General features: G+C 40.4%; 18 protein-coding genes and 1 other RNA gene. 6 read left to right on the top strand and 13 right to left on the bottom strand.

Annotation, left to right across the window (positions count from 1 at the left end; translation table 11 throughout):
• Window positions 1–17 precede the first annotated feature (17 nt).
• Complete coding sequence (locus SNE25_RS17585) at window positions 18–641, bottom strand: 7-carboxy-7-deazaguanine synthase QueE (protein ID WP_321560302.1); 624 nt, start codon at window positions 639–641, stop codon at window positions 18–20.
• Window positions 642–854: 213 nt separating this feature from the next.
• Between SNE25_RS17585 and SNE25_RS17590 the strand changes: the two genes are divergently transcribed.
• Complete coding sequence (locus tag SNE25_RS17590; protein ID WP_321560303.1) at window positions 855–1,619, top strand: hypothetical protein; 765 nt, start codon at window positions 855–857, stop codon at window positions 1,617–1,619.
• Window positions 1,620–1,660: 41 nt separating this feature from the next.
• Window positions 1,661–1,993 carry a Rieske (2Fe-2S) protein gene (locus SNE25_RS17595; RefSeq protein ID WP_321560304.1) on the top strand — a complete coding sequence of 111 codons (333 nt, stop codon included), beginning with the start codon at window positions 1,661–1,663 and terminating at the stop codon, window positions 1,991–1,993.
• Window positions 1,994–2,028: 35 nt separating this feature from the next.
• Here SNE25_RS17595 and SNE25_RS17600 read toward each other — a convergent pair whose 3' ends face one another.
• The 6 genes from SNE25_RS17600 to rnpB form a co-directional block, all read right to left on the bottom strand.
• Complete coding sequence (locus SNE25_RS17600) at window positions 2,029–2,910, bottom strand: bifunctional 5,10-methylenetetrahydrofolate dehydrogenase/5,10-methenyltetrahydrofolate cyclohydrolase (protein ID WP_321560305.1); 882 nt, start codon at window positions 2,908–2,910, stop codon at window positions 2,029–2,031.
• Between the two features lie 72 nt (window positions 2,911–2,982).
• Entirely contained in the window at window positions 2,983–4,770 is a 1,788-nt protein-coding gene (gene lepA, locus SNE25_RS17605; RefSeq protein WP_321560306.1) for a translation elongation factor 4, read from the bottom strand.
• Between the two features lie 110 nt (window positions 4,771–4,880).
• Window positions 4,881–6,533, bottom strand: a complete 1,653-nt coding sequence (locus SNE25_RS17610) for a hypothetical protein (RefSeq protein WP_321560307.1) — start codon at window positions 6,531–6,533, stop codon at window positions 4,881–4,883.
• Window positions 6,534–6,671: 138 nt separating this feature from the next.
• Window positions 6,672–7,133: a hypothetical protein gene (locus SNE25_RS17615; RefSeq protein ID WP_321560308.1), complete on the bottom strand. Its 462-nt coding sequence runs from the start codon at window positions 7,131–7,133 to the stop codon at window positions 6,672–6,674.
• A gap of 95 nt (window positions 7,134–7,228) precedes the next feature.
• Window positions 7,229–8,608: a sigma-54-dependent transcriptional regulator gene (locus SNE25_RS17620; RefSeq protein WP_321560309.1), complete on the bottom strand. Its 1,380-nt coding sequence runs from the start codon at window positions 8,606–8,608 to the stop codon at window positions 7,229–7,231.
• Between the two features lie 122 nt (window positions 8,609–8,730).
• An RNA gene (rnpB, locus tag SNE25_RS17625) (RNase P RNA component class A) lies at window positions 8,731–9,119 on the bottom strand.
• 151 nt (window positions 9,120–9,270) lie between these two features.
• Here rnpB and SNE25_RS17630 point away from each other — a divergent pair.
• Window positions 9,271–9,672, top strand: coding sequence for a DUF3574 domain-containing protein (locus SNE25_RS17630; RefSeq protein ID WP_321560310.1), 402 nt, complete (start codon window positions 9,271–9,273; stop codon window positions 9,670–9,672).
• A gap of 19 nt (window positions 9,673–9,691) precedes the next feature.
• Here SNE25_RS17630 and SNE25_RS17635 read toward each other — a convergent pair whose 3' ends face one another.
• From SNE25_RS17635 to SNE25_RS17650, 4 genes are read right to left on the bottom strand one after another with little or no spacing between them, the layout of a single operon-like run.
• The gene (locus SNE25_RS17635; RefSeq protein WP_321560311.1) at window positions 9,692–10,108 is read right to left on the bottom strand and encodes a c-type cytochrome; all 417 of its coding nucleotides are present in this window, start codon (window positions 10,106–10,108) and stop codon (window positions 9,692–9,694) included.
• Window positions 10,105–10,767, bottom strand: coding sequence for an SCO family protein (locus SNE25_RS17640; RefSeq protein ID WP_321560312.1), 663 nt, complete (start codon window positions 10,765–10,767; stop codon window positions 10,105–10,107). Before SNE25_RS17640 ends, SNE25_RS17635 begins: the two co-directional genes overlap by 4 nt.
• Window positions 10,764–11,174 carry a hypothetical protein gene (locus tag SNE25_RS17645; protein ID WP_321560313.1) on the bottom strand — a complete coding sequence of 137 codons (411 nt, stop codon included), beginning with the start codon at window positions 11,172–11,174 and terminating at the stop codon, window positions 10,764–10,766. Before SNE25_RS17645 ends, SNE25_RS17640 begins: the two co-directional genes overlap by 4 nt.
• 49 nt (window positions 11,175–11,223) lie before the next feature.
• Entirely contained in the window at window positions 11,224–11,694 is a 471-nt protein-coding gene (locus SNE25_RS17650) for a DinB family protein (protein ID WP_321560314.1), read from the bottom strand.
• 296 nt (window positions 11,695–11,990) lie between these two features.
• On the opposite strand from SNE25_RS17650, the gene SNE25_RS17655 reads away from it, so the two are divergent.
• Window positions 11,991–13,352, top strand: coding sequence for a GH1 family beta-glucosidase (locus tag SNE25_RS17655; RefSeq protein ID WP_321560315.1), 1,362 nt, complete (start codon window positions 11,991–11,993; stop codon window positions 13,350–13,352).
• Between the two features lie 15 nt (window positions 13,353–13,367).
• Here the strand turns inward: SNE25_RS17655 and SNE25_RS17660 are convergent, their stop codons facing one another.
• Entirely contained in the window at window positions 13,368–15,455 is a 2,088-nt protein-coding gene (locus SNE25_RS17660; protein WP_321560316.1) for a tetratricopeptide repeat-containing sensor histidine kinase, read from the bottom strand.
• A 110-nt stretch (window positions 15,456–15,565) separates the two neighbouring features.
• Window positions 15,566–16,747 (bottom strand): acyl-CoA dehydrogenase family protein, encoded by a 1,182-nt coding sequence (locus tag SNE25_RS17665; protein WP_321560317.1) that lies wholly within the window; start codon window positions 16,745–16,747, stop codon window positions 15,566–15,568.
• A 252-nt stretch (window positions 16,748–16,999) separates the two neighbouring features.
• Here SNE25_RS17665 and folB point away from each other — a divergent pair, with 252 nt between their 5' ends.
• Together folB and SNE25_RS17675 are read left to right on the top strand one after the other, a co-directional pair.
• A complete protein-coding gene (folB, locus tag SNE25_RS17670) occupies window positions 17,000–17,362 on the top strand; it encodes a dihydroneopterin aldolase (protein WP_321560318.1) in 363 nt (120 codons plus the stop codon).
• Window positions 17,359–18,756 carry an FAD-binding oxidoreductase gene (locus SNE25_RS17675; RefSeq protein ID WP_321560319.1) on the top strand — a complete coding sequence of 466 codons (1,398 nt, stop codon included), beginning with the start codon at window positions 17,359–17,361 and terminating at the stop codon, window positions 18,754–18,756. The genes folB and SNE25_RS17675 overlap by 4 nt, the downstream gene beginning before the upstream one ends.
• The last annotated feature ends 36 nt before the right edge of the window (window positions 18,757–18,792 follow it).

The raw sequence follows: 18,792 nt of genomic DNA on the forward strand, positions 1-18,792 counted from the left end.
ATCGTAAGTTACGAATATTAGGGAATATTCAAATATTTATGTGTTTGTAAAGATATTTCCCATTGCGGGTTATTCATCACATAATCAACTATAAGCGGAGTCATTTCTTTTGATTTTGACCACTCTGGCTGTAAATACAACTTACAATCGGGCGATACCATTTTAGCATGATATTCGGCCCATTCAAAATCAGATTTGTTAAATACAATTACCTTTAACTCATGTGCGTGTTCGGCCACCATGGGTATAGGAGCTTTAAACTTTTTGGGCGACAAACATATCCAATCCCAATCACCTGAAAGTGGGTAGGCCCCGGATGTTTCGATAAAGGTTTTAATACCCTTTTCATGAAGCTGTGTTGTGAGGTAATCCAGATTGTAGATCAGGGGTTCGCCACCGGTTACAACCACTGCTTTTGACGGATGTACGGAGGCATTGCTTACAATCTGATCGGCTGCGGTAAGTGGGTGTAATTCAGCGTCCCAGCTTTCCTTAACATCACACCAGTGGCAGCCCACATCACACCCGCCAAGGCGTATAAAATAAGCTGCTTTGCCTGTATTGTATCCTTCACCCTGTATCGTATAAAATTCTTCCATTAGTGGAAGCAGCGTGCCGTCGTCTGGAATCTGGTGTGCCATAATAATTTTGCAAAGGTACCTAATTTATACTTAACGCATAGCGGTGAATGGTAAACGTAGCGTAAAACGATTTTTTTCTTTGCTTTTTATTTTCGTTAATAATATCTATTATTACTTTAATTTTTAATTAAACGGTTTGTAATTCGTTAACGCTTGTTGCTTCCGTAATTTTATCGCAGTTATGAAAGTCTGATCACCCTTAAAATCCTAAGCATGAAAAAACTTTACCTACCCCTGATTTTTTTGGCAGTGCTTTGTTTGAGTTCATGCGTGGATATAGAGGAACAATATGATTTTAAGGCCGACGGAAGTTGTAACGTGATATATGGTTTTGATATGAGCAAGGCTGTATCAGTATTGGTAAATCTCATGTCCGATTCACTGAAAGAAACTCCCCAGTTTAGTTTGGTTAAGGATACTACGCTCAATTTTTACAGCGCTATGCCCGATAGCACCCAGCAGAAAATGAGTTTGGAGGAAAGCAATATGGCCAAAAGCAGCGATCTTTCCATTAACATGAACCTTAAAAAGAGTGTCATGAAGGTTAATATTAAGCATGTTGCCAAAAATGCTGCCGATCTGCAATACTATCTTCAAAACCTTTCCAAAATAGCCCTTAATAGCCAGATCAATGCTTTTTCGAGCCCCGATAAAGCCTCCCGCACATTTGACGCCCGGCAAATGGTAGCAGGGCAGGATTATTATTCGTATGATATTACCCCTCATAAGTTTTACCGCATAATTGACAAAGCCAAGTTCAATGCTTTTTTAAAGAAAACCCAATCAACCTTTATGATGGCTAAGGCTATGCTGATTGATATGCCTTATAAGGTGATCCTGAGGTTTGCAAAGCCGGTTAAAAAATTAAACAACTCAAAAGCCGTATTATCTGCCGACAGGCGCAGCGTTACCCTGGTTACCAGTATGGATGAGGTGATTAAAAATCCTGCGGTAATGAATTTAAAGATAGATTTTTAATATCTTCATTACTTTTGAAATTCATTGATTCCCTATAGTTTATGAAGTGGTACAAAATTTCCAATATTCAAAACAGGGACAAGCCATTTATAACCAAAGTTAAAGCCGGAAGAAAAAACATTTGCCTGGTTGGGTTTGAGGGACAGGTATATGCGCTTTCATCCAATTGTCCGCATGCTGGTGCTGATTTGAGCGACGGTTTATGCGTTAACGGGAAAATTGTTTGCCCATATCACAGGTACACCTACAATTTGGTAACAGGCAAAGGTGGGGAGGGGCAAAATGATTTTGTAGCTATTTATCCGGTAAATATCAAGGATGATGAAATTTATGTAGGTATCAGCTCCTTTTGGGATAAGTTAAGAGGAAAGTAAATAACTGATTGGTTAAACCAATCAGTTATTTTAATTTATTGATATACTTCTTTATTGGCAGATGCCAGTGTATTTTTAAGCAGCCCTATGATGGTCATTAAACCAACACCGCCGGGTACCGGAGTTATCCATGACGATTTGGGCGCGACATTTTCAAAATCAACATCGCCATATAATTTATAGCCCGATTTGGTTAGGGCAGAAGTTTCGCGGTTCATACCCACGTCAACTACAACAACACCATCCTTTACCATATCGGCAGTAATAAAATTCTTTTTACCTATGGCTACAATCAGGATATCTGCCTGCAGCGTGATGCTTTTAATATCAGGTGTGCGGCTGTGGCAAATAGTTACTGTACAGTTACCTGGAGTAGTGTTACGGGCCATCAAAATGCTCATTGGCGAACCTACAATATTACTACGGCCAACAACAACGCAATGCTTGCCTACGGTATCAATACCATATTCTTTAAGCATCAGGGTTATGCCGTAAGGGGTAGCGGGTATAAATGACGGTAAATTGCGCTGCATGCGACCCAGATTAACCGGGTGAAAACCATCAACATCTTTACGGTGGTCAATTCTTTCCGTTACTTTTTCCGGGTCAATATGTTTAGGCAGTGGGAGTTGTACAATGATGCCATCAATATCGGCATCAGCGTTCAGTTCCTCTACTTTTTTTAGCAGTTCGTCTTCGGTTACATCATCCTCATAACGCACCAGGGTTGATTTAAAACCAACCTTTTCGCAGTTTTTCATCTTGCTGGCCACGTACGTTTCGCTGCCACCATCATGCCCAACCAAAACTGCTACGAGGTGCGGCTGCCTGCCGGTTTTCTGTAATATTTTAGCCGCTTCTTCGGCTATTTCAACCTTAAGTTTTTCTGATACGTATTTTCCGTCGAGTAGTTGCATTGTAGATAATGGATAAAGGATAAAAGACAAAAGAATTGCTTTTCCAATCTTTCATCTTTTGTCAATAAGTCTTTAGTCTAATTTCAAAACCGCCATAAACGCCGACTGTGGTATTTCTACGTTACCAACCTGGCGCATGCGTTTTTTACCTTGTTTCTGTTTTTCTAACAGTTTTCGTTTACGTGATATGTCACCGCCGTAACATTTGGCGGTAACGTCTTTACGTAAGGCTTTCACTGTTTCGCGTGCAATGATCTTGGCACCTATGGATGCCTGTATAATAATCTCAAACTGCTGACGAGGTAAAAGCTCTTTTAACTTTTCGCAGATTTTTTTGCCAAAATCGTACGAGTTGCTCCGGTGTATCAGTGACGACAGGGCATCTACAGGTTCACTATTCAATCTGATATCCAATTTTACGAGGTCCGATTGCCGGTAGCCAATCTGGTGATAATCAAACGATGCATAACCTTTAGATATAGTTTTTAGCTTATCATAAAAGTCAAAAACGATCTCACCCATAGGCATCTCGAAGATCATCTCTACACGGTCAGAGGTTAGGTAAGACTGATTGGTGATCATACCACGTTTTTGTATACAAAGCGACATCACAGAGCCAACAAAGTCAGACTTGGTGATGATGGTAGCTTTAATAAAAGGCTCCTCCACGAAATCTATCTTGCTTGGGTCAGGCAGATCAGAAGGGTTATTTACAGTGATAATTTCACCTTTAGTACTATGAGCAATATAAGATACGTTAGGAACGGTAGTAATTACCGTCATGTTGAACTCACGCTCCAGCCGCTCCTGGATAATTTCCATGTGGAGCATACCTAAGAAGCCGCAACGGAAACCAAAACCTAATGCCGCAGATGATTCCGGTTCAAAAACCAGTGAGGCATCATTTAGCTGCAGCTTAGCCATCGACTCGCGCAGTTCTTCATAATCTTCAGTGTCAACCGGGTAAATACCTGCAAATACCATTGGCTTCACCTCTTCAAAGCCCTGTATACCTGCTTCACACGGACGGTCAACACGGGTAATGGTATCACCAACCTTAACTTCACGTGCTTCTTTGATACCTGATATAATATAACCTACATCGCCGGTTTTTATCACATCTTTAGGTAGCTGACGAAGCTTTAAAGTACCTACCTCATCAGCGAGGTATTGCTTTTCGGTAGCCACAAATTTTACTTTGTCGCCTTTCCTGATCTCGCCGTTCACTACTTTAAAATAAGCGATAATACCGCGGAAAGAGTTAAAAACAGAATCAAATATCAAAGCCTGTAAAGGAGCTTCTGGATCACCAACCGGAGCCGGTACACGTTCAACAATGGCACGTAGTATATCATGCACGCCCATACCTGTTTTACCAGATGCTGCGAGGATGTCTTCACGTTTACAACCAATAAGGTCAACAATCTGATCTTTCACTTCCTCTGGCATAGCCCCGGGAAGATCCATTTTGTTGAGTACCGGAATAATTTCCAGGTCGTTTTCTAAAGCCAGGTAAAGGTTTGATATAGTTTGTGCCTGTATGCCCTGGGCGGCATCAACAATAAGTAAAGCGCCTTCGCAAGCCGCTATAGAGCGGGAAACTTCGTACGAAAAATCCACGTGGCCAGGAGTATCGATCAGGTTCAGCGTATATTTCTGCCCGTCAAGCTCATAATCCATTTGTATGGCATGGCTTTTTATGGTGATACCGCGTTCGCGTTCCAGGTCCATATCGTCAAGCAATTGCGCCTGCGATTCGCGTTGCGTTATGGTGTTGGTATATTCTAATAACCTATCGGCAAGTGTGCTTTTGCCGTGGTCGATATGTGCTATGATACAAAAATTACGAATGTGCTTCATTGAACCGCAAAAATAGCATTTTAAGGCGATAAATCGACATGCTGTTTTTAATTGCTGTGTAGTATCTAAAATTCAGTTTTTCAGCTATTTGTAACGTTAAATTAAACCGGTCATCTTGAGCCCGTTTCAACAAACAAAGGGGTTTCGCTCACAGTAATCTCCAATTTGCCATTGTTTGTAGTCACTGCTTTTTTATCCATGACGTCGGCGCCTGGCTTTGGCGTATAAACAGTAGCCGATGCGGTACCGGTATTTAACTGATAACTTGCGGTACGGCCTTTTTGATCTGGTATGGTTAAAACATAAATGGTGCTGTTGCCCGACTGATATTTATCTACAATGGGCTCTTTATTAATAGTTCCTTTATAAGTGTAATCTCCCATTAACTTATTAGCCTGTAATATATAATCAGCGGCCGGTCTGCGCTTTCCGTCCTCGGCCAAGCCAGATGTGGCATATTGTGTGATGCCGTTTGGGGTATCATCTAAAAGTTGATAAAAGAACAGCCGCTTAACACCGTGTCTTATATAAAGCAATGAGGAGCGTAGTATCCAATCAGCTTGGGTAAGCAACACCGACTTTTTGCCTATCGCTATTGCCTTTTGATAACTTTGCTGATTTATGTCAAACCCGTTTTCAGTTACCCAAACTTCGGGATGCTGAGGAAGGCTTATAGAAAGCGCCGCGAAGCTATTGGCTATGCTGCCAGCTGTTGAAAGCTCAGGTGCCACACCTGTTGTTACCTGCGAGTGTTGCAAAATGTTTCCGTCATTGGAATACAAGTGATAGTTTATTACATCGAAACAGAGGTCAATGCTGCCGTTGGCCCTATAGCCCCGATTGGTTTTACACCATTCAATCATGCGTTTTACATAGTTAACGTCGGCAGTGGCGAGCCCGCCCATAACTACCTGCATAGCGGGATCGGCAGTTTTTACGCCCGCGTTATTACCAAGCTTGCCTTTATTACCATCATAAAATGCCGACATATTAGCCGCATATTCTTCAGGTGTTTGTTTGGTTGCATCGCTTTTCCACCATTTGTCGCGTTCATTATCACATTCGATGTATTTAATGAGGCCAAGCCCAATTTTAACCTCATTTGGTGGGTCATTAGTCCAGCGCGGCCGACTATCAACCTTAACCAGTGCGGGGTTAACCGATGCGTTATATCCATACCGTGCCGCAAACTGGAAGGCGGTGCGGGCCTGATCTGCATAAGTTGCGGGGTCGCTGCGGCTCGGGCCGTATGGTGCAGGCACGTTTTCATCGTCCTGCAGGTTTTGCGGATAGGTGCTTACCAGCCAGGTAGGGCAGTTTTTCAAATCTGCTAATACCAGGATTCCTTCTTGTTTGCACCTTGTATATATCAGGTCATAATCCCAACTGCCGTTGTTGGTAGGATTATAAGTGTAGTTGCCTTTAGTATTTTCGAGCTTATTCCAGTTCATATAATGTCTTACGGCACTAAATGATTTAATAACAGACATATTTGCTTCATAAATATGACTTTTAAGATTTGGATTGGCCGGATCCTGCAGGAAATTCCATTCATATCCATTTACTCCGAACATGTTTTTTAAAGGCGTATTCTGAGCCGCGCTCACTGCCATGATGCTATCACTGTTAATATTTTCAATTTCATCGCCCGGTTTTACCTTATCAGGCTTACAATTATTGAAAAACAGGGTAACAATTGTTAATATTATCAGGAATTTATATGGGAATAACATGGTTATTAGTTTGCCGGATCCTTCGCTCATAAACTACTACAATTTCACCAAATAAAAATAACCAACCCCGTAAGGAGGAGTTACCTGTTTTTAGATTGAGTTTATTGATTAATTTATCTTACGTAATGCAACTTATTTAGTTGCCTAACTGTATTAAAAATGGAGTATTTAACGAAGTTTTACGTAGGTTTCAATAATTATATGATCTACTTTAAGGCTATCAATCTTTTCAATTCCTGTTTGTGTGAGCGTGTCTCCACTAAATTTAACGGTGAATTTGAAATCGAGATTTTCCCAATCCCGCGCATTACAGTAAACCAGGTGTTCTGAATAATCACTATCACGTAGGGTATAGGTTCCGCTACCAGAACTATAAACAGGGTTTGTAGTTTTTCCCTTTTTTAAATCATGAGTAAAAAAAGCGAAATCAGTGCCGTTAAATATTTTAACCATTTCCTGGTCTTTAGGTGGCGTGGTTACCGTAGTATCACCTTTCTCAATGCTTTTACTTGATATTAAATGCCAGCTGCCAATAAGCGGTTGATCCGGTTTTTGTTCAGTCTTGGTTTCTTTTTGCTGACATGATGATATGCCAATAACACAGATTAGCAGGGGAAATAATAATTTCATGGTGTATTCAGGTTTATACAATGGTAAGTAATTTAGCCCAATAAAAAAAGCGGCTTGCACAGGGCAAACCGCTTTTTATAAAATGAATAGTATTATTATTCGCCTCTTTTGAGACCGAATTTTTCAATTTTACTATAAAGGTGGCTGCGTTGTATATCAATATCATCAGCCGTTTTTGATACGTTCCAATTGTTTTTTTCGAGCTTGAACTTGATGTATTCGCGCTCGGCAAAATCTTTGTATTCCTGGAAGTTGTTAAACTGTTCAAAATCCGTTTGGGCTGCACCGCTATTATCTCCGCCCGCCACCGCCGGTGCCGATGGATTGGCAAATGCCCTTACGTCATTATCGGTTATGGTTTTATCGCTCAATATAATTAAACGCTCTACCATGTTTCTGAGCTCACGGATGTTACCCGTCCAGGGTAGAGCCTTTAACGCTTCCAGTGCTGCGTCTGATATTTTTTTAACAGGCATACCATATTCACTGCATATTTCATCCAAAAAGCTCTGGGTAAGCAGCGAAATATCGTCCTTGCGCTCAACCAAAGGTGGAACATGTATTAATATAACGCTGAGGCGGTGATAAAGGTCCATACGGAAATTACCGGCCTCAATTTCCTTCAGCAGGTCTTTATTGGTGGCAGCTACCACACGTACATCAACATCTATCTCTTTTTCACCACCAACACGTGTAATTTTATTCTCTTGCAGGGCGCGTAAAACCTTGGCCTGTGCAGACTGGCTCATGTCGCCAATTTCATCAAGAAAGAGGGTGCCACCGTTGGCCGATTCAAATTTACCAATACGTTGCTTAATTGCCGAAGTAAAGGAGCCTTTTTCGTGGCCAAATAATTCGCTTTCAATTAATTCAGAGGGGATGGCGGCGCAATTAACCTCAATGATAGGGGCGCTTGAACGATTTGATTTTTCATGCAGCCAGCGTGCTACCAGCTCTTTACCGCTACCATTGGCACCTGTAATTAATACGCGAGCATCAGTAGGGGCTACCCGGTCAATAGTTTCTTTTATTTTAACAATGGCCTGTGAATTACCCAAAATGGAACGGACCTTTGAAACTTTACGTTTTAAAACTTTGGCCTCAACAACCAGGCTTCCCCTGTCAAGCGCGTTACGTACGGTAATTAGTAAACGGTTTAGATCGGGTGGTTTTGATATAAAATCAAATGCTCCCTTTTTACTGGCTTCAATAGCTGTTTCAACAGTACCGTGGCCCGATATCATGATAAACGGCAGATCAGGTTTTATTGATAAACCTTCAGTTAATACTTCCATGCCATCCATGCGGTTCATTTTAATATCGCACAGTACGAGGTCATAATCCTTTTTTTCTATTAGTTGTAAACCGTCTACACCATTGTCTACGTCTTCAACTTCATAATCCTCATATTCAAGTATTTCACGCAAGGTATTCCGGATAGCCCGTTCATCATCAATTATTAAAATTTTAGCCATGTTTATAAGTAAATTGGAAGTAATGTTCTGGTTGCTAATATATAAGATTTTGTATAGAAAAATAAACACTTTAGCTGCTAACAAAAATAACCCCTTCCTGTTTGCAGGAAAGGGTTATATAATTCAGCAGCAAATCTGTAAGCCGGGTTCTGTATTGCCAAAAGGCAACTTCTATCATTAATCTGGCCCTGCCATTGCTGACAGGTTTAAACAACCTACCCATTCCAGAGTCGTCTGCCCGAAGGGCAGATTGCGGGAGCGAGCAACTCCGCTTCCGGAACCTATTTGGTTTTTCAACTCCTGAGGTTTACCGCCATCTCCGGTCGCCCGGAAATGCCGTGAGCTCTTACCTCACGTTTTCACCCTTACCCCGATAAATCGTGGCGGTATCATTTCTGTGGCACTTGCTGTCGCCGGCTGCCGGCGCCTTCCCGTTAGGAAGCAGGATGCTCTGTGTTGCCCGGACTTTCCTCCGCTATACAAAGACAGCAGCGATAGAACGCTTTGCAGCTGTAAAGGTAAGTAATTTTTTAATGAGCTGCTAAGGCGAGAGTACAAGTGGCCAAGCTCATTTATATATGTTTTTAATCAATGGTCAAATAAAATGAAACCCAATTAAATTCCTTTTATTAATTTAGTGATTTAACCAAAACCTGTTTACAATGATGAGAAAAAATAACCGGCAAATATGGGCAGTACTCTGTTGCCTTAGCCTGGCTTCCTGTGCCACTTTTCAGCGTAGCGACTTGTATTTCGGAAGGGGTATTCCCAACGGCGGCCAGGTAAGCGAACAACAATGGAAGGCGTTCAGCGACAGTGTTATCAGTCGCTATTTTCCCGAAGGATATACCGAGTGGGATGCTTCGGGCCGATGGAAAGACACCCAAACAAAAGTAACCATAACAGAACCGACTAAAGTAGCCACGTTTTTTGGGAAATCAAGTAAGCAAAGAGACGCTGCGTTAGACAGCATTGCTCAGCAATATATAAGGCGGTTTCATCAGCAAAGCGTATTGCGCACGGATAGTAAATCAAGTGTGCGCTTTATTAGTAAAACACCCTGATCAATCTGATAATATTAAACTACCTGCATTTAGTCAGATCGGTTTGAACCTGCTGCAAATTAATTGTACCGCCTTTATTGCCAAAGGAATTGGTAACGTAGGTAAGTACTTTGGCAATTTCAATAGGAGACAAGTCGCTGGCAGGCATTTCACCTTCAAAGGGCCTGCCGGCTATTGTTATTTTACCTTTAAGGCCGTTTTTTAGAAAACAGGCTAAAGATGTGCGATTGGTCTGTAAATAACCATTATCAGTAAGCGGAGGGATCAGCGCTTGTAAACCTTCTCCTTTTTCACCATGACAGTTTTGGCAATGGGCAAGATATATAACACTGCCACCCGAATAATAGCGGTTAAATTCTACCTGTTCATCGCTTTGGCAGGAAGCTATCAAGCCAACCAGCAAACCTATGCCAACAGTTATAAAACCTGCTTTCATTTAGCAGCATTAGCCTCATCCGGTTCGGCCTTTAACGTTTTTATATCGGCAATTAGTTTTGTTACCTGGGCCGGGTCGGTGCCATCATAGGTGCCGCGCAGGCGTTTTTGTTTATCAACCAAAATAAAATAACCGTCATGAATAAATTCTCCTTGTGGGTTTTTATCCATTACCGATACTAGGTAGTTTTTAGCAATTTGATAAATATCCTCTTTGCTTCCGTGTAAAAGCCACCAGGTATTTCCACTGATGCCCATTTTGTCGGCATATTTTTTCAATACCGGAACGGTATCATATTTAGGATCAATAGAGTGTGATAGTATCCTGAAATTGTCATCTGCCTTAAACTCATTATATACGTTTAGCATATTCCGGTGCATTATCGGACAAATAGAAGGGCAGGTGGTAAAGAAAAAGTCGGCCACATATATCTTACCGGCAAGGCTTTTACCGGTAATCGTATCGGCATATTGGTTTACAAATTTAAAATCGGGTATGGTTGAATAAACGGTATCGGTAACGGTTTGTCCGTTAACGGTTTTGGTAACCGGCTCGCGGTTGCCTAAAATGGGAAGTTTTGCCTGATCGCTTTTGCCCGATTTACATGCGCTGTATAATGATATAATAATAGTTAGCGCACTTATTAATTGTTTCTTCATTTTTTAGTAGTTGTACTCAAATATTTATTTGAACTGGTAACTGCAATATTTATTTGTGAATCAATAACGGTTATCTTCTTTTTTTGATCCGTTAAATAATCAATGATCTCCTGGTGTGATTTTCCTTTGTTTTCAGCATCAAAATTATGCATCCAGTCGCTCATGGCATCATCAGCGTCATCAACTAATTTTAAATATACTTTGGCCGAATCAACGTTTATTGTAGTTGAATCGTGCTTGATCAAACTATCAATGATCATTTTATTTTTCATTAAATGCTCGTCACTGGCCATTACTTTATCATGTACGGCAATAACGCTGTCTAAAAGTAATTTTTCCTGTTTTTTAGTATCCGCACAACCCATTGTTATTGCTGCTGTTAAAACGGCGAAGATGTATTTTTTCATGATTTTATGTCGATAGGGTAAGCAATGGCAAATATTGTAAATAAACCGGTTAAATATTACTTTTTAACACTCTTAAATAATGACTATAGTCAGTAATGGGTAAACTTTGCGCCCCTGCAAATTTTAATTGCTGACCTGCCTGAGCCCGGGTGTGCGTACCGTGATTGATCACATGAGCAAAAACGTCGCTCAGTTGATCCTGGAAATGATCGCCTTTGAAATTTTGGTAGTTAATTATTCTGCTAAAATCACTTTCAGTTAATTCTTTTAAATAGTTTATCCACGCCTCATGATATTCATTTATGAGTTCGGAGCAATGCGCGGCTGTAAACTCGGGCCAGGCATTATTCATGCCAGAGGGTAAGCCTTTACACCTTCTGAGCCATACCAGCTCTGTAGTTAATAAATGCGAAAGGAGTTGTACCGGTTTTTGAGGTTCACTTGCTTTAAATATAGCTTGTAATATGAGCTCATTGGCAAAACGGTCATAATTGAACATTTTAATAAAATGTGTTTTCATCCCGGACAAACAATTAATGAAACAAGTATCCGTGTTAAATCGTTCTGTTCAAAGTATTTGGGATTAATAATATGATAATATAACTGTTACAATTAAGTTATACGGGCGTCTTACCTTTAAGTATACAAAAAAACATAGTTATGAAACTCATCTCAGTTTTTTCAAGGCTTATCAATGGTCTCCGCGAATGGATGATCCTGAAAAGTATGAAATCATCTTTCATACATTAAGTTTTCCGTTATAATTTTTGTTTTATAAATATAATTGCACTTTTGGGCTTTGTGTAGCTCAATTTAATGGAATTAACTGATCAGGATATAAAACTTCATAGACAACTTTTTGGCGCCGATTTTATTTGGGGAGTATCCACTGCCGCCTTTCAAATTGAGGGTGCCCATGATGTGCACGGCAAAGGCGAATCTGTTTGGGATAATTTTACCGCTAAGAAAGGGAAAATATTAAATGCCGATCACGCGCGTATTTCCTGCGACTTTTATAATCGGTATAAAGAGGATATTGATCTGATCAAACAGCTTAATATTCCAAATTTCAGGTTTTCGATATCATGGACGCGGTTGCTACCAACAGGAACCGGCCAAATAAATCAGGCAGGAATTGATTATTATAACCAGGTAATTAATTACTGTATTGAAAAAGGGGTTGAACCCTGGATTACCATTTATCATTGGGACTTGCCACAGGTGCTTGAACAGAAGGGTGGGTGGACAAACCGGGAGGTTGTTGATTGGTTCAGTGAGTTTGTGACGCTGTGTGCCCAAAGCTTTGGCGATAGGGTTAAACATTGGATGGTAATGAACGAGCCTGTTGTATTTACCGGTGCGGGTTACTTTTTTGGTATACATGCCCCGGGTCGCAGCGGTATTAAAAACTTTATTCCAGCCATACATCATGTTGTTTTAAGTATTACTGCAGGGGCCAAAATTTTACGGAACTTATTACCCCAGGCGCAAATAGGTACTACATTTTCATGCTCACAAATAGAGCCGCTTACAAATAAACCGCGTGATATTGCTGCCGCCACAAGAGCCGATGCATTGATAAACAGGTTATTTATTGAACCTATTTTAGGCATGGGTTATCCAGTAAAAGAGTTACCAGTATTAAAAGGCCTGCAAAAGTATTTTTTGCCCGGGGATGAGGATAAGATGCAGTTTGATTTTGATTTTATTGGGATACAGAACTACACCCGCGAAATTGTAAAATACTCTTTTTTTACACCATATATTAACGCCCGTATGGTTAAGGCCGAAAACAGGGATGTTGAGTTAACGGCTATGCGCTGGGAGGTTTATCCTCCATCAATCTATCACATGATTAAAAAGTTTGACGCTTATCCGGGTGTAAAAAATATTATTGTTACTGAAAATGGATCTGCTTTTCCTGATTCGGTAAAAGATGATAAGGTTGATGACCCTAAACGGCTGCAATATTTACAAAACTATATTGCACAGGTTTTAAAGGCAAAAAATGAAGGTTGTAAGGTTAATGGATACTTCGTTTGGACGCTTACCGATAATTTTGAATGGGCCGAAGGTTACCATCCGCGTTTTGGTTTAATTTATGTTGACCACACTACACAACAACGCATTGTGAAATCATCTGGCCAATGGTACGCAGATTTTTTAACTGGACAATAGATCACTCCTGATTAATTACTTGGGTAGCGAAAGATAAAAAGTGGTGCCATCTTCCGTATCACTTTCAAACCATATCCGGCCATTATGTTTTTCCATGATCTGCTGACAAATGGATAGACCGAGCCCAAATGATTTTTCACCTTCTGTACCCGGACGTTTGGCATCAGTAAACATATTAAATACCTGGTTTTTTAATTTATCAGGTATTCCGATACCATGATCTTTTACCTGAATATGAACCTCCTGTTCAAGGTTTACCGCTTTAACAAGTATATGACCATTTGCCGGACTGAATTTTATCGCATTGCTTATAAGGTTGCTGATAACGCGCCATATTTTTTCCCTGCTCATCATTATTTCCTGCGGGTAGCATAGCAATTCAAGATTTATCACCTGGTTTTTTTCAGCCGCTTTAAAACGCAATAATTCTATACTATTGCTTAGTAAGGCATTTATATCAACCGGTTCCTTATTAAGCGGTGCTGTTGCCGTATTGGTAGCTTCAAGTATCTCATTAATTAGTTCGAGTGAGTTGAATGATGTTTCCTTTATGAGGTTGAGCATTTCTTTTTGTTCATCAGTATAATCGTCATCAGTCATTACACTGGTTAATGAGGCTATACCTCCTATAGGATTTCTGAGGTCATGTGCAACTGTACGTAATATCCGGTCTTTTTCCTGGTTATTTAGTTTTAGTTCGTCCAGTGTATATTCCAGATGGTTGTTCTGATCATTGATCTGATCATTTAAAGTCTTAACGGCTATAATATCCTGTTTTGATCTTTTTAAATTTCTGAAAACAAGAAAAATAATGATTACCGCCATGATGGAAAATAATACGGTTAGGTAAATGTAAATAAGCTGTAGTTTGTTATGATCCTTGAGGCTTTCTATCTGGTTTTGTTTATCAAAATTAGCCTGTTGCTGATTAACATCGGTGCTTTTGAGAGAGTTTATTTTTTTTATTGCTGAATCTTTAAGGGTGGAGTAGGTTCTTAAATAATAAAGCGCTTTTTGATAATCCTTTTTCTGAGTATAGTATTTACTCATTAAATCGTTCCAATTAGGCTCAACATCTTCATTGCTTAAGCTATCCAGTTGCACCCGAAGATGCTGTAGCAAATCAAACAATTTATCAGACCTGTTCCGGGTAAGGTACAAGCGCGCAAGTTTTATTTCGGTAAGTTGTGCGTCATGGTTATCATTGCCATTTCGCAGGTTAATGCTGATGCTTTTCTTTAGCAACTGCTCGGCTAATGCGTATTGATGGGTTATTAACGCAACTTCACCCTGATCGCCATAAATTACCCCCCTGGCCACATCAATTAGGTTGGATAAACTACTAAATCGTTTATTACCTGAATTTATATAGCTAAGTGCTTTTGTAAAATACAATGAGGCGCTATCAATCATATTAGCATTTTTATAGCTTTCGCCGATGTTACCGAGCAATTCCTGCCGCTGATAAAAAGATTTAAAGTCATCTTTATAAGCCATACTTTGCCGATAGCTAATTTTAAAATAATTGGCAGCTTGCTGATAATGGGATTGTTTAAACAATATCATCCCCATGCGATAGGTATACTCGGCCAGTATTGCGTTATTGATTAGGTTTTTACCTATAAAGTAGCCCTGATAATAATGTTTGTAAGCATCGCTATACTGGGAAAGATTGAAATAAGCATCTCCGGAGGCAAAGTTAGCTTCGGCGTAGTTAATAAGATATTGCTTTTTTGTAATGCTTCTTCGGGCAGTGATAAGCATGCTATCTGCATACAACAATGTTTTTTTGAGATTATGGGTAGTCTCTTTTTCATACAGGTAGTGGAGGCCATAAAATCTAAAAGAATCATTTACAAAAGGGTGTTTAAGTTGTTTAAAACCAGAATCGAGATAATGTACACCTATTACAGGCTCTTTTTTAATTTCATAATACTGTACAACAGTATCATATATAGGTTTAAATCCGGGCGAATAATCGCCTGTGTCTTTTTTATTATCTGAACAGGATTGTAAAAGTAAAGAAAATGCCAAAAGCAGCCATAAGGCATGGCCATTTATTATAATACGTTTTAAATTAATAAGGTATCGGGGGTCTGACATTAAATGTTGCGTAACAACAAATATAACAGTCGTTACCAAGATGAGCAATAGCAATATACTTAATTATTGCTTAATAATTAAGTGGTTGTTAATGAAATTAATCTTAATGTTTATTTAAACGCGTCTTCGCCTGTTATATCCATGCCGGTTATTAATAAATGGATATCATGTGTACCTTCATAAGTAATTACCGATTCAAGGTTCATCATGTGCCTCATGATCGAATATTCGCCCGTTATGCCCATACCGCCCAGCATCTGTCGTGCCTCGCGGGCAATGTTAACTGCAGTTTCTACGCTGTTACGCTTGGCCATTGATATTTGTGCTGCGGTTGCCCTGTTCTCATTTTTCAACACTGCCAAGCGCCAGACCAGCAACTGTGCTTTAGTGATCTCCGTTATCATTTCGGCCAGTTTTTTTTGTTGTAATTGAAAGCCAGCGATTGGTTTGCCAAATTGTATGCGCTCTTTGGAATAGCGTAAGGCCGTATCATAACAATCCATAGCCGCACCCAATGCTCCCCAGGCTATGCCGTAGCGGGCTTGATTAAGACAACCGAGAGGTCCTTTTAAACCGGAGACATTAGGCAGCAGGTTTTCTTTAGGGATTTTAACGTTATCAAAAACCAATTCGCCGGTGGCTGATGCACGCAACGACCATTTATTATGCGTTTCCGGGGTCGAAAAACCTTCCATACCTCGCTCAACAATGAGCCCTCGTATTTTACCGTTTTCATCCTTTGCCCAAACAACGGCAATATCTGCAAACGGAGCGTTAGATATCCACATTTTTGCCCCATTTAAAATATAGTGGTCGCCGGCATCTTTTATATTGGTGGTCATTCCGCCTGGGTTTGAACCATGGTCGGGTTCGGTGAGGCCAAAACATCCCATGATCTCACCAGAGGCCAGTTTGGGGAGATATTTTTTACGCTGTTCTTCAGATCCGTACATATAAATAGGATACATCACCAACGAACCCTGAACTGATGACGTTGAACGGATGCCGGAATCGCCGCGTTCAATTTCCTGCATAATGATGCCATAAGCCATATAATCAAGTCCGGCTCCGCCATACTCAACAGGTATGGTAGGGCCAAAGGCACCTATCTCTGCAAGGCCTTTTATAAGGTGCATCGGGAACTCGGCTTTTTGGGCGTAATCTTCAATTATAGGGCTCAATTCTTTTTTTACCCAGTTACGCACCGATGATCGTATTAACTTATGTTCTTCAGAAAGTAATTCATCTAATTGATAATAATCAGGCGATTCGTAAAGATCTGTTTTAGCCATAATATTTATAGTTGGTGAGCAAATATATATGATTTACCGGGGAGTTAGACAAGGTGAAATCGCTGTTTTTTTATACTACAGGCCACTTTATGTCAAAAACTATGTTTAGATTGTTTAAACCTGCTTTTTGAGTTTTTTATTTTTTATTTTTTCTCTTAAAAAGGTTCAAGAGCTTGTCGTCTGAGCATAATTTTTCGAATTTTGGTTTTGAAACAAGGAAGGTAAATCAACAAAATCAATTACTTTTGGAGCATGATTAACATTGCTTTGCAGGGCGCGGAGTTTTTTGCGTACCACGGATTTTATCCGGAAGAACAAAAACTGGGGTGCCGATTTGTGGTAGATATTGAAGTTAGCTTTGTACCGCCTGAAGGGTTAAATGATGAGGATCTGGATAATTCGGTTGATTACGAGAAACTGTATATTATAGCCTGCGAAGAAATGAAGCACCCCCGCAAACTCATTGAAACGGTAGGGCAGTCGATCACCGACAGGATCAAAAATAAGTATCCCTTTATTGAATCTATTCGGGTGATTGTTAAGAAGTTAAACCCACCGTTAATGGGCAAAGTTGCACACTCCAGTGTTATCATTAATTATCCCTCAGCAAAATGAATTATAATATAATAACGCCACCTGTATTAGAAGCAATTATTGCCATAGTAGGTGCCGATGCAGTAATTGAGCAGCATAACGATCTTGAAAAATATAGTCATGATGAAACCGAGGACCTGGTTTATTACCCTGAGGTTGTGGCAAAGCCCAGAACCCCCGAAGAGGTATCGGCTTTAATGAAACTATGTAATAAACACCTCATTCCGGTTACTCCGCGAGGCGCGGGTACCGGTTTAAGCGGCGGCGCTTTGCCCGTAAAAGGTGGCTTACTGATAGCGATGGAGCGGTTTGATCAGGTGCTTGAAATAGATGAACAGAACTTACAGGCTACTGTTGAGCCAGGCGTAATAACCGAAGAGTTTATGAACCAGGCAGCAGCTAAAGGCTTGCTTTATCCGGTTGACCCGGCAAGTAAGGGCAGTTGTTTTATTGGCGGTAATGTATCGCATGGTTCTGGTGGCCCAAGGGTAGTAAAATATGGCACCATACGTGAATATATCCTGAACCTTCAGGTGGTTTTGCCATCGGGCGAAATTATATGGACCGGGGCTAATACACTTAAGTACGCCTCAGGGTATAATTTAACCCAGTTAATGATAGGATCGGAGGGTACGCTGGGAATTGTTACTAAAATAGTGGTGAAACTGATTCCTTTGCCAACGCTTGATGCTTTGATGCTTGCTTCGTTTCCAACTAACGAAGCGGCTTGTGCCGCGGTGTCGGCCATATTCAGGGCCGGTATTGTACCTTCGGCACTTGAATTTATGGAACGCAAGGGAGTGGAGTGGGTGAAAGAACATGATGATATTGCTTTTGAGTTGAATGATGGCATTGAGGCATTTTTGCTGATAGAAGTAGATGGCAATAATCAGGATGTGATATTTGCCGATTGTGAAAAAATTAACGCGGTTTTGGAGGAGTATGATTGTCGTGATGTGCTTTTTGCAGATTCATCAGCGCAAAAGGAGGAGTTATGGCGACTGAGGCGTACTATGGCCGTATCGGTTAAATCTAATTCGGTTTATAAAGAAGAGGATACCGTTGTGCCGCGCGCGGCATTGCCACAGTTAATAAAAGGTATAAAAGAAATAGGCGGTAAATACGGTTTTGAATCTGTTTGCTACGGTCATGCGGGCGATGGAAACCTGCACGTAAATATTATTAAGGCCAATATGAGCGATGAAGACTGGAACAATAAACTGAAGTATGGTATCCGCGAAATATTTGAACTTACTGTATCACTGGGTGGCACACTTTCGGGTGAACACGGCATTGGACTTGTTCAGAAAGATTTTATGCCTATAAAATATTCAGAAGTGCATTTTGCGCTGTGGAAAGGTATTAAAAAAGTATTTGACCCTAAAGGAATACTAAACCCCGGAAAGATATTTTAAAAGAATACATGTAACAATTTCAGATGCCCATCTGAA

Source organism: Mucilaginibacter sabulilitoris (genome assembly GCF_034262375.1).
Taxonomy (GTDB): domain Bacteria; phylum Bacteroidota; class Bacteroidia; order Sphingobacteriales; family Sphingobacteriaceae; genus Mucilaginibacter; species Mucilaginibacter sabulilitoris.

Bases quoted from the DNA above. Each gene is read 5' to 3' on its own strand.
- SNE25_RS17620 (WP_321560309.1), bottom strand. From the start codon at position 8,608: ATGGCTAAAATTTTAATAATTGATGATGAACGGGCTATCCGGAATACC.
- SNE25_RS17665 (WP_321560317.1), bottom strand. From the start codon at position 16,747: ATGGCTAAAACAGATCTTTACGAATCGCCTGATTATTATCAATTAGAT.
- SNE25_RS17650 (WP_321560314.1), bottom strand. From the start codon at position 11,694: ATGAAAACACATTTTATTAAAATGTTCAATTATGACCGTTTTGCCAAT.
- SNE25_RS17655 (WP_321560315.1), top strand. From the start codon at position 11,991: ATGGAATTAACTGATCAGGATATAAAACTTCATAGACAACTTTTTGGC.
- SNE25_RS17615 (WP_321560308.1), bottom strand. From the start codon at position 7,133: ATGAAATTATTATTTCCCCTGCTAATCTGTGTTATTGGCATATCATCA.
- SNE25_RS17590 (WP_321560303.1), top strand. From the start codon at position 855: ATGAAAAAACTTTACCTACCCCTGATTTTTTTGGCAGTGCTTTGTTTG.
- SNE25_RS17645 (WP_321560313.1), bottom strand. From the start codon at position 11,174: ATGAAAAAATACATCTTCGCCGTTTTAACAGCAGCAATAACAATGGGT.
- SNE25_RS17635 (WP_321560311.1), bottom strand. From the start codon at position 10,108: ATGAAAGCAGGTTTTATAACTGTTGGCATAGGTTTGCTGGTTGGCTTG.
- SNE25_RS17595 (WP_321560304.1), top strand. From the start codon at position 1,661: ATGAAGTGGTACAAAATTTCCAATATTCAAAACAGGGACAAGCCATTT.
- SNE25_RS17675 (WP_321560319.1), top strand. From the start codon at position 17,359: ATGAATTATAATATAATAACGCCACCTGTATTAGAAGCAATTATTGCC.
- folB (WP_321560318.1), top strand. From the start codon at position 17,000: ATGATTAACATTGCTTTGCAGGGCGCGGAGTTTTTTGCGTACCACGGA.
- SNE25_RS17640 (WP_321560312.1), bottom strand. From the start codon at position 10,767: ATGAAGAAACAATTAATAAGTGCGCTAACTATTATTATATCATTATAC.
- SNE25_RS17630 (WP_321560310.1), top strand. From the start codon at position 9,271: ATGATGAGAAAAAATAACCGGCAAATATGGGCAGTACTCTGTTGCCTT.
- SNE25_RS17610 (WP_321560307.1), bottom strand. From the start codon at position 6,533: ATGAGCGAAGGATCCGGCAAACTAATAACCATGTTATTCCCATATAAA.
- SNE25_RS17660 (WP_321560316.1), bottom strand. From the start codon at position 15,455: ATGTCAGACCCCCGATACCTTATTAATTTAAAACGTATTATAATAAAT.
- SNE25_RS17600 (WP_321560305.1), bottom strand. From the start codon at position 2,910: ATGCAACTACTCGACGGAAAATACGTATCAGAAAAACTTAAGGTTGAA.
- SNE25_RS17585 (WP_321560302.1), bottom strand. From the start codon at position 641: ATGGCACACCAGATTCCAGACGACGGCACGCTGCTTCCACTAATGGAA.
- lepA (WP_321560306.1), bottom strand. From the start codon at position 4,770: ATGAAGCACATTCGTAATTTTTGTATCATAGCACATATCGACCACGGC.